This window comes from Pseudobacteroides sp., assembly GCF_036567765.1.
Lineage (GTDB): Bacteria > Bacillota > Clostridia > Acetivibrionales > DSM-2933 > Pseudobacteroides.
Genome location: NZ_DATCTU010000068.1, coordinates 1 through 11,349, shown reverse-complemented (window position 1 = coordinate 11,349; position 11,349 = coordinate 1). Strand labels below are relative to the sequence as shown.

Genomic DNA, 11,349 nt, shown 5'->3' with positions numbered 1-11,349 from the left:
AGAAGGTTTTCCAGTAGCGATAAAATGTGTAGGTATAGTGGAATAAGTCCGGTTGCCTGCTCATCAGGTGACAAGGACAAGAATTTTAGGAACAAACAGGGGAATAGAAGGCTTTACGAGATATTCAGGGATATTGCATCAAGGAATATCTGCAGAGGTAGGGATAAGAAAAGCCCTATAAATGATACTTTTCTGGAGTATTATAATAAGAAGATATCAGAAGGAAAGACAAAACGGCAGGCTTTAATTGCAGTAATGAGGCAGATTGCAAAGGTTATCTATTCAATGATGATTCATCAAAGGGAGTACATAAAACCAACAGTTTCCAAAACAGAAAATGCATGATAGTATATATATGGGCCTTGTTTTTACAGGGCTTTTATATATGCTGTCATACATATTTAAATGAAATAGTGGTGAGTATATGAGACTTAATAGAATTTATCAAATCATTGTTTTATTCTGCATTGTTACTTCGTTTGTATCATGTAGTGAACAAGCTGGTAATTCTGCTAAGATTAAGACAACTCCGATATTAGCAGCACCCGAAAATACAGCTTCAGATAATGACTTTGAGCAGCTAGAAAGCAGAATATTAAACGCAAAGAAAATAGATGATGAAAAAAGTTGGATTGAATCAACAATGCCATCAGATAATGCAACAGGCGTAGCTTACTCGAGCAGCATAAGCATAAGGTTTAAATATGATATTGATGAAAAATCCCTAAACCAAAACACTATTATAATAGAAGAAGGAAAACACAGCAGCAGAATATCTGATCTTTTCAATTTTAATTATATTAAGGAAACAAGGACATTAATAATAGACTTTAAAATAAAAGGAAATGGGTATGGAACGAGTAACAGCATTATGGTACTTTTGAGTAAGGATATTAAGAATATCGATGGTGAGAAAATGAGAATCGATATTAAATTTGGATTTATGACAAAATAGAATACTTGAGCTTTAATAGTTAGCACAATCACAGAGTTAATATTACCTAATTAGGGCCACGGTGACGTTAGTGCATTAGTTGATGCAGCCGGAAGTGTAGTCAATCGGTATCAGTATGATGCATTTGGCAATACAGTTGAAGCTGTTGAGAAGGTGCAGAATAGGTTCAGGTATGCTGGAGAGCAGTATGATCAGGTTACAGGGCAATATTATTTGCGTGCCAGATTCTATAACCCAGTAGTAGGAAGGTTTACACAGGAGGACACCTACAGAGGCGATGGGTTAAACCTCTACAGTTATGTACAAAATAACCCTATAAATTATTACGACCCTAGCGGATATTGTGCTGATAAGAGCAATCTTTTTGATAGATCAATGACCCGTGAACAGTGGAAAGAGCAATATAGACGTAGCAGACTGGGCGAAGGAAATCCTAGTACTTGGAATGAATTCCAAAAGGCAAATAAGGGAATGTATGCAACAAAGAAAGATGCTGCAGATGCATATAAAAGACTTATTAAGGATCAGTCACCTTACCCTGATGGGTTTGATAAAGATAAAAATAAGGCTATCTTAAAGCCTGGCACAAGGTTTGAAATGGTACTTAGTCCTGGTCAACCAGAAAATAGACCTGGTGGATTTGGTACATTTGACCATATAAAAGATGCTGATTATGTTAGAAATGAACTTGCTGTTAAAAAAGACTGGAAAAAACATCTTCAGGAGGTTGTTACCTATGAAGTTACTGATGATTTGCCAGTAATTCTAGGTCCTGTTGGTCCACAAGTCGATAAAAAACGAAAAACTTATCAACCTGGTGGTGGTACCCAATTGGAAATGACAGTAAGCCCGCCAGATAGGATGAAATATCTTAAAGTTGTTGGAAAGAGTAGGATTCACTAATTATTAAAAAAGGGTGTGTAATTAAACTTGAAAGTTAATAAGTTTAAAACTGATAAAGCATTAAGTACTATTTCATGGTGCTTGGATGGAAAACCAACAGTTATTAACTGCGAAAACCTTCATGATGCACGTTTGTTTTTGAGGGAAGAAACTATTCTTGCACTTACTGGTGAAGGGGATTTTCCATCCATACTTTTCGGTTTTTCTATAGAGGGTAGCAAAAAGTTTGAAGTGCCTCCACCAGATGGATTTTTGTTTTCATATTTTACGCAACATGCCACAACAAATATTGCTGTAGTGTGTATAGCAAAAACGTATATGGAGGGTCGGTCTGATTGGCATTATTCTATTGATACTCAAAGTGGAAATCTGACTAAACTAAGTCCTGCATATTAAGGTACTGAAAGACTTTCAAAAAACTTTATTTAAAAACTGAAAAAAACAAAGGGGGAGGGTATAGTGAAAAATAATCTAAAGTCTAATTGGAAGCAAAATATTTTGGCAATAGCAGTTTTAATTGTTTTAATTACAACCATTATATATTTTTTAAAGTTGCTTTATGAGGTATTTATAGGCCTTCCCAAAGAAGTAGGTGCACCGATAATAGCTGCATTTGCAACTATTGTTGTTTCTGTTATTACCGTAACTGGCGGCAAATACTTAGAGAAAAAAATAACAGTTGAAAAGGAATTGCGAGAGAAGAAGATACCCGTTTACACCGATTTTATGGAGTTTTTGTTTAAGATACTTGTAAACACCAGAGAAGATGAGCCGCTAGATGAAAAAGAAATCCTTAAGTTTATGGAGTCTTTCACAAAAAATCTTATTATTTGGGGTGCGGATGATGTCATATTAAATTGGTCAAAATATCGTATGCATAATCAACGAAACAACACAAGTGCCAATTATTTGAATGGGTTACTCCAACTAGAAAAAGTATTGCTAGCAATTAGAAAGGATACAGGGCATAAGAATAAAAACTTAAAAGAAGGCGATTTACTAAGCCTCTTTATAAATGACATAGATAAAATATTAAAGCAAGGTGAAACGGCAAGCCGTAAGTAAAAAGCATATGAATTTGTATTCCTTCTATGCTTATGGAAGCCGCCAGCGTAGCAAGTCTTGGGAAAAATCGTCCCCCCATTTTTTAGAATGGCTTGCGAAGGGGTTCTTTAGTTTCTTGCAAGCTGCTTATAAGTGTGTGAAAGCTGCTTTACAGTGGCCTTACAGAGTCAGAACAGGGAAAGTATACGATAAATCTCTTATCGTATACTTTCCCTGTTCTTTATGTGATTCTATTTGTTTTCTGAGAAGGATTGATAAAAGATCTGCAACCCAATGTTAATATCATTAAGTTTAAAATCCATTCTACTAACATTTAGCATGAATAAATTCCCAGACTTAATTTAGATCAATGTAGCTGTAGGCTTACACCAAATAATTTAGTGGTAGATCACTATATTCAATAGTCAAATTAATCAAAGTTATTCGCACTTCCCTAAAAGCAACAAAATTAAGTTGACAATAAGTTACGATTTTGATAGAATAACATTGTGACTATAAAGTTACATAAGTTGTCACTAAGAACACACAGTATAAGTATGTGTAAAATTCATATTAAACTTGACTTATAAATGCTAGGTTATGTTAAAATCCTCGTTAGAATTTATGGTATTTATAAGAATTAATTACAAAGTTGCTATAGTGGTTTAAGTGTATCTGATATTATTCGGGGAGATAAGTAGTTGATGTAAATATAACTATAAACTCCACAAATTTAGCAAACTCATCTAGCAATCATTATGAATTTAAAATTTATTAATTGATTGTTATCTTTTATAAATCGTATGTCACATTCCGTAGTATGGAAAATGGTGCTATATAACTCTATGCTTTTATAGAATCAACCTTTAGAAAAATTTGGTTTTAATGGTTTCACTTTTATATACAGCTATTATTAATGCTGATTGCTGATTAGGAGGGGGGTGGTTAAAAACCTGATCAACTTAACAACAAATGAAGAGGGGAGGTAAAGATTTACTAGCTTCAAGTCTAATAATTAACCTTATTACATTAATTTAAAGGGAGGATAAAACTACATGAATAAGATAAAAAACATAATTTCTATTTTTCTCATACTAATGTTTAGTGCACAAATAGTGCCAGCATTTGATTTAGCAGCTTTTACTAATTTGAGTACTGAAAACAAAGTATATTCAGTAAGTGATTCTTTAAACAATCAGAATAGTAAGCAATCAAAAAGTACACCCACAAATACACCTATCAATACACCATCACCATACATAAAACTGGAATTGGATAAAGCCTCTGAAGAAGTTGGTGGAATCATTAATGCAAAATTAATGATTGATAATATTGATAAATTTGCAGGATATCAGGTAAATATAAAATACGATCCAAATGTACTCCAACCTGTTGATAGTGCTGGCTTATCCATGACCGACAAGACAGAACCCCAAGCAGGTAATATTCTGAGTTCTTTAAGTTTTGCACCCATTACATATGTTGCAAATAATACAACTCAAGGATATTTAAGGTTTGGTAAATGTTATATGGATTTAAAAACTTATAAGAGTTGTAATGCTCCAGAAAAGACTGGTATTTTGGCAACGCTTAGCTTTAAATTATTAAAGAAAGTTGAGACATCAATAAGTTTTGAAAATTATTCTGATACTCAAGTTAAAGGAAACAGGGTAGATATTTTCGATTGGGATGGTAAAATCATATCATCTGGATATGGAATAATTCAGCCTCAAACTATAAACCAAGGTTTTAAAACTATTCAAGATACAACAATGAAAGAAGTTTCACAAGTAATGTTAGAAGCAAGTGCTGCAACAATGACTAATACACCTCCTCCAACGTCAACCAGTACAGCAGGGATTGAAAAAAAAGTTATAATCGATGGATGGGTAGCTGATGATGTATGCATAAAGAATCCTTCACTGCCAACAGCGTCAAAGGAAAAACTTAATAGTAATTTCAAGGTTCAAGCAATTTCTAACGGAATAACTATGGCTGAGACTTTAACTGATGTAAACGGCCACTATAGCCTTGAATTTGACGCAAGTGGGTATTATTTAATACAGATAACAAAGGATGGATATTCTTATTTTCCAAGGGCATACAATTTAAATCTGTACGGTTCTTTCAGTATTGGAAGCAAAAATAATCCAGATAATATGTATTCAGGGGATTTGAACCATGATGGTGCTGTAAATATGGCTGATAATATTATGCTTGCACAAGTATTTAATACAGTTGAAGGTCAACCTGGATATTCTATTTATCTGGATTTGAACGCGGATGGTGCTATAAATATGGCTGATACAATCATTCTTGCTGGAATGTTCAATGTAACAGTCATTTACAGGCAATCGATATACCTTAATAGTGACTGCAGTATTCAAACAGATACCATGACTGAATTTAAAAATGCATATGTTGATTTGAATAGCAGGGTTCTTACAGTAAACGGTGGATTTAAAGTTCTTTCGGATGATGGTAAAGGAAGTACACTTGATATTAACGGCGGAAGATTGGAAGTAAACGGATATTTCAATTTTGGAGAATCTAACAGCAATGATGTTTTGCTTATGAATAGTGATGAAAGTTATATAAAAGTAACAAATGATTTTATATATAACTCCATGTCTAATGATCAGAACAGGTTAACTGCTGGAACAATTGAGCTTAAGCGGAATTTCACTATAAATGACAATTCATCAGACTATGCATTTTATGCCACTGGAACACATAAGGTTCTTCTAACTGGCACTGGTACGGATAAACAGAAGATTCAATTGGACCAACCAACAGGATCAAAGAATCGTAAGATTAATATCCTTATGACAACTAAACAGATCGGTCAATATGAGTTAATACCTTTAAACTGTTACAATTCAAGAATTTATACTCAGGTTAATGTAGATAAGAGATCATTTAATAATGGGCAAGGAGTTTTCATTCCAACAGGAAATTATTCTCTTACATTTTCTGATATGGAAACATTTTCACCAGGAATTCAATTTGATATTTCCAGATCATATAATTCAATGAATTATAATAAAGGCTCATTGGGATATGGTTGGACTTTCAATTTTGATAATTCTACTATTAATGAAATTAGCAGCAGTTATGTAGCACCCGGTAAAGTTTATGAAGTAATTTTACCGGATGGTACAATAGAAAACTTTTTAGAAACTGATATAGTAGATAAAGAGTTTGCATCAATAGATAACCGAAGCACGCTGAATTATATTAAGTATAATCAAGAGTATACCTTAAAAACCCCGGAAGGAATTTCTTACTATTATGACAGCGGTAAAAAATTATATAAGATAATGGATGAGCTTCAAAACAGTGTTACTATAGAGACACAGACAAATAAGAAGATAATTCGTGATTCAATTAGTAAAGAATTTACAGTAACATATGAAAATGGCTTAGTTAAAACAATCTCCGATGGTGATAGAACTGTAGGTTATGCTTATGAAACTGTAAATCAAGTTACACTACTTAAAACAATTACTGATCCTATGTTAAATGTAATAACATTGGAATATACAAATGGACTTTTAACTGCTGTAAAAAACGGAAATATTGTTTTGGAACAGATAGAATATAAAGACTTAACTGGCAAAGTTGATTATACTATTGATTCACTTGGCAAGAAGCTAGAGAATGATACACATGGTAAAAAGCAAGAGTATGATTATAGTATATCGGGTCAGACAACAGTTACGGATAAGGATAACTCTACAGACTCTGTTTTGAAAAAGACAACATATTATTATAATACATATTATGCAATAACAAAAGTCGAGGAAAAGGATGCATCAGGTAATTTATTACCTGACATCAATACACAGATTATTGAATACAACGAGGAAGGCATTAGAAGTGAGGTATCTGGTATTACTGATTATAATAAGAATAAGACAACTTATAACAGAATGCTGAACGGGTTTGTAAGAGAAGTAATTAACTCTGATAATTCAACAAACGCACTAAATTTAAACGATAATAATAAAGTAGTAATTACTGCTGATGATACTAATAGTTATACGTTATATGATTATGATGATAATACTCATACCAAATTACTACGAAAAGCACAAACATATAACAAATTAGCAAGCAATCTTCAAAAAGAGTTAAGAAACATTTTAAACATGGATTTGAGTATATCAGAATATGCTGCACAGGGGCATTTAGATAACAACTTAGATGATTATGCTATTACCCAGTATGACTATTATAATGACAAAACATATGATAATGTCAATAATTGCCCTATAAGCGGTTTGGTTAGCCAAGTTACTGATCCGGAAGGAAAAATTACAAAGTTTACATATTATCCCGAAGGAACATTAAAAGAAAAGATATTACAGGCTGAAGATGGTTCTGATCTAATAACAACATACACATACAACAGCATGATGCTGGTTGCATCAATAAAGACTCCAAAAGGTTATGTAACAGAATATCAATATGATAAAAATGGAAACTTAGTAAGAGAGATTCAAAAGGATGAATTAGGTAATGTAAAAGGTACAAAGCGTTATTCTTATGATTCTCTTGGGAGAATGGCAAAAGAAGTATTACCTAATGTATATAATATTTCATATGATACTAATGATGGTGAATATGATCCATCAAACGTTAGTATAAACAAGTATTTATCCTATACATATTACCCTTCAGGACAAATAAAGACAGAGAGATTGCCTGATACAGACATAAAGTATACTCCAAATGGTAATCCCATTCCAGGAGAGCAAGTTATAACAAGCTATACATATGACAAGTATGGAAACATTGAAACAAAAACCCTTCCAAATGGTGCGTGGTACAAGTATACATACGACTTGTGGGGAAGATTAAAGAACACATATTTTAAAGAACGAGCTACAGATTCAGGAGATAGTAAATTAATTTCAAGTTATGATTACTATTTACTACCACAAGAAAATGGCCTGAATTATACAAAAGTAATTGAGACAAGTTATATTAAAACCGGCAAAGAGGTAACTCATACGACAATATATGATTTTGATGGGCGTGTCGTTGAATCAAAACTGAATAGTGACGAACCAGTAATAACTACATATTATCCGAATGGTCAAATAGCATCAGTTAAAGATGCAAAGGGAAGCATTACCAAATATTATTATGAAAAATTAAATATGCTTACAAAAATAGAAGCTCCATTTGAAACTGGATATGATAGTGTTACAAATTACAGCTATTATAAGAATGGTAATTTAAAAACGCAAGAGACCAGTATTAATAAACCTGGAGAACTCGAAAGTACAAATAAGAAACAATTCAATTATAACAAGAGAAATCTTTTAAGTGAGGTTGTAATATATAATGGAACTTCAAATATCACCAGCAATTATTACTATGATGCTGATGGTAACAAAGACAAAATAGTGCAAGGTGAGATTACGACACAGTACCAGTACAATTATCTTGGAAAACCTTCAAAAATGATTGATACACTTGGAAAAGTTATTGATTATGACATCTATGACAAGAACGGAAATCTGATACATATGAAAGATAGGAATGGAAGCGACATATCCTATTCCTATGATAATCAAGGACATGTAATTCTAGAATATGCAAAAGGTAATGTTTCTGGAAAAGATGTTGTAAATATGTATCATTATAATGTGCTGGGTTTAAGAGATCAAATGATAGTTGAGTCAAATGGAAGCAACACATTCGTTGACTATACTTATGACCAAATGGGAAGGCTTGTGAATGAAAAATGGACAAATACCGTAAAAAACTATACGGTCGATAAAAATTACATACATTGTGGCAATTCCAGTAATATTGAAACCTTTAACATAATAATCAATAATTCTACTCCAAGCATCAATACAAAGTATGAGTATGATGCCAATATGAGACTACAGTATGTCAAGGAGAACGATATACTTAAAGCCAAATATGAATATTATGCTGATAGCGGAAACAGAAAGAAACTAACATACTATTACTATGATCCAAGCCTGAATACTACATATGCTCTTAATACAATAGACTATAATTATAACCTGGCAAACAAGGTTAAAAGTATTATTAACAAAAACTCTGCAGGTACTGTAATCTCAAGTTTCAGCTATGGATATTATTTGGATGGTGCACAGGCATCAAAGACTGAAGTTATAAACAATACAACAACTACTACAGATTATGAGTATGATAATGCAAGAAGACTTGTAAAAGCTACAGAAAAAGTTGGAGCGACTCCAAATCAGACAGTTATATACAAATATGATTCAAGCAATAACCGTTCAAGGATGGAAGTACAAGGAAGTACATCGTATAATGTAGACTATAGCTATACAGACTTAACTGGAAAATATACCGGACGTCTTTTAAAAGAGACAACTACAGGGTCTAAAAACTCCATAGTTGATTACGCATATGATAACAATGGGAACCAAATTACAAAGAAAGAAGGAACAACAACTACAACAAATGAGTACGATGCATTAAACAGGTTGATTAAAAGCGGAACATCCACATATGCATATGATGGTGATGGACTTAGAATCAGCAAAACAGTAGGAGGAGTAACAACCTACCAGATATGGGATGGTCAAAACATAGCTCTTGAGATTGATTCTTCATATAACCTGATAAAGAAGTATGTAAGAGGAATAAACCTTATTTATAATGAAGATAAAAATGGGTACACTCAGAACTACATTTTCAATGGTCACAGTGATGTGGTACAATTAACTAATAAGAATGCAGCAAATAATAACGTTATACGTTCATACTCTTATGATGCATTTGGTAACGAGAAAAACCCTGATCCTACTGATACTAATGTATTCAGGTATTGTGGTGAGTACTTTGACAAAGAGAATGGCACGATTTATCTCAGAGCCAGAAGTTATGATCCAAGGATTGGTAGATTTGTAAGTGAAGATAGTTATGCTGGTGAAATTGATGATCCACTTTCATTAAACCTCTATACATACTGCCAAAATAATCCTGTTAACTATTTTGATCCAAGCGGGCATAAAGTTGAAGGGTTTCAAAAATTACAGCTTGCTTGGGGATTTATCAAGGGAGGCGTTGGTGAAGTATTTGCAAACTCCGGAGGTGTATTCCAAGCATTGAGCAATATTGGTGCTTTGAAAGAACTGATAAGTGATATAATTGCAGGTAAGGTTGGTTGGAATGAACTTAAACAAATTGGGTTAGATGTAGTTGCGGGAGATATAAGGTATGTTGTTGATAATTGGAATATAATATCTGATAATAAATCTTATAGTGATTCAGTAGTATCTTCATATGGGGAGCATTTAGCTGGAGCGTTTGCAGAGTTAGTTAATATTGGGGCAATAGTTGTTGGTGCAGCTAAATCAGCTGGTGGTATAACTGGTAAGATTAAATCAATAGTTAAATCCAAGGGTGCGAGAAGTAAGATTAAGACTAATCTCGGCAACGAAATTGATATTACTCCGTCATCAAATCACAGCACTACAACAAATAATCCTGGATTAAAGGGAGCTCCAAATTCAAGCGTGGATATTCTTGATGGAAACGGAAATATCAAAACTCGTAGATGGTTTGGGTCAGAGGGCACTCAAACACGGGATGTAGACTTTACTAATCATGGAAACCCCAAAGTCCATCCAGAATGGCCGCATGAACATGGACCAAGATAAGAAAGGGGAAAAATATGGATAAAATAACTTTTGAAGACTTTCATAACATAATGTCATATGACGTTGCTAAAAATCAAGATTGCATAGAAATTGAATTTTGCATTGATAATTGTGATGCTTATCAAACCTCTTGGTTGGGCAAAATGGTGGATAGGAACACGAAAAAAGTTATATACTGGTTTGGATTAACTGAAGATGGTTCACAAGCTTATGATTTTGATTCGTTTGAGCAATTTGCGAATGCAAAAGTTTTCTACGATAAGAGCATCAAAGAGATTTGGAATTCAGTTTCATTGCTCTCTGTTGATGCTTGCGATATTCAAGAACGATTACCGTTTTATTTAGGATAACTGCAAAAGCCGCTTGACGCTGGTTTAAGCGTCACAGTCGACCTCTTGTGACACAAGGTTTTCACGGCATTATCTCAGCTTAACAACCACCGAACCGACGCCGGAGCGACAAAACCGGCGTTGGTTGTAAAGGGACTTCAACCGAAACCTATTGTCAACACAAATTTGTTTCTTTCAGGAAAACATGAATAACTTTGATTAATTTAATTATTGAATATAGTGATCTACCACTAAATTATTTGGTGTAAGCCTACATCTACATTGATCTAAATTAAGTCTGTTGTTGATTTATAATTAAAACTGACCCCCGATTTACAAGTAAAATTGACCCCTTGAGAATACAAATGTATCCTATCCATATGATCAATACATGTGGAGGGATAAAAGAGGTGAAAGATGTGCAAGATTGGATAGCTGTAAA

6 protein-coding genes and 1 pseudogene are annotated in these 11,349 nt (G+C 33.4%); all 7 read left to right on the top strand.

Translation table 11 applies throughout. The features are described 5' to 3' along the window. Positions 1 to 345 (top strand): transposase (locus VIO64_RS10050; protein ID WP_331917714.1); only part of this gene is annotated, 345 nt, incomplete at its 5' end. 79 nt (positions 346 to 424) lie between these two features. Next, positions 425 to 955 carry an Ig-like domain-containing protein gene (locus VIO64_RS10045; protein ID WP_331917712.1) on the top strand — a complete coding sequence of 177 codons (531 nt, stop codon included), beginning with the start codon at positions 425 to 427 and terminating at the stop codon, positions 953 to 955. A 57-nt stretch (positions 956 to 1,012) separates the two neighbouring features. Continuing rightward, positions 1,013 to 1,858: pseudogene (locus VIO64_RS10040) on the top strand (RHS repeat-associated core domain-containing protein); the annotation flags it as partial. 27 nt (positions 1,859 to 1,885) lie between these two features. Continuing rightward, positions 1,886 to 2,254, top strand: a complete 369-nt coding sequence (locus VIO64_RS10035; protein WP_331917710.1) for a hypothetical protein — start codon at positions 1,886 to 1,888, stop codon at positions 2,252 to 2,254. A gap of 63 nt (positions 2,255 to 2,317) precedes the next feature. Next, entirely contained in the window at positions 2,318 to 2,923 is a 606-nt protein-coding gene (locus VIO64_RS10030) for a hypothetical protein (protein WP_331917708.1), read from the top strand. Positions 2,924 to 3,957: 1,034 nt separating this feature from the next. Then, positions 3,958 to 10,578, top strand: a complete 6,621-nt coding sequence (locus VIO64_RS10025; RefSeq protein ID WP_331917706.1) for an RHS repeat-associated core domain-containing protein — start codon at positions 3,958 to 3,960, stop codon at positions 10,576 to 10,578. 14 nt (positions 10,579 to 10,592) lie between these two features. Then, positions 10,593 to 10,928 carry a hypothetical protein gene (locus VIO64_RS10020; protein WP_331917704.1) on the top strand — a complete coding sequence of 112 codons (336 nt, stop codon included), beginning with the start codon at positions 10,593 to 10,595 and terminating at the stop codon, positions 10,926 to 10,928. Positions 10,929 to 11,349 lie beyond the last annotated feature (421 nt).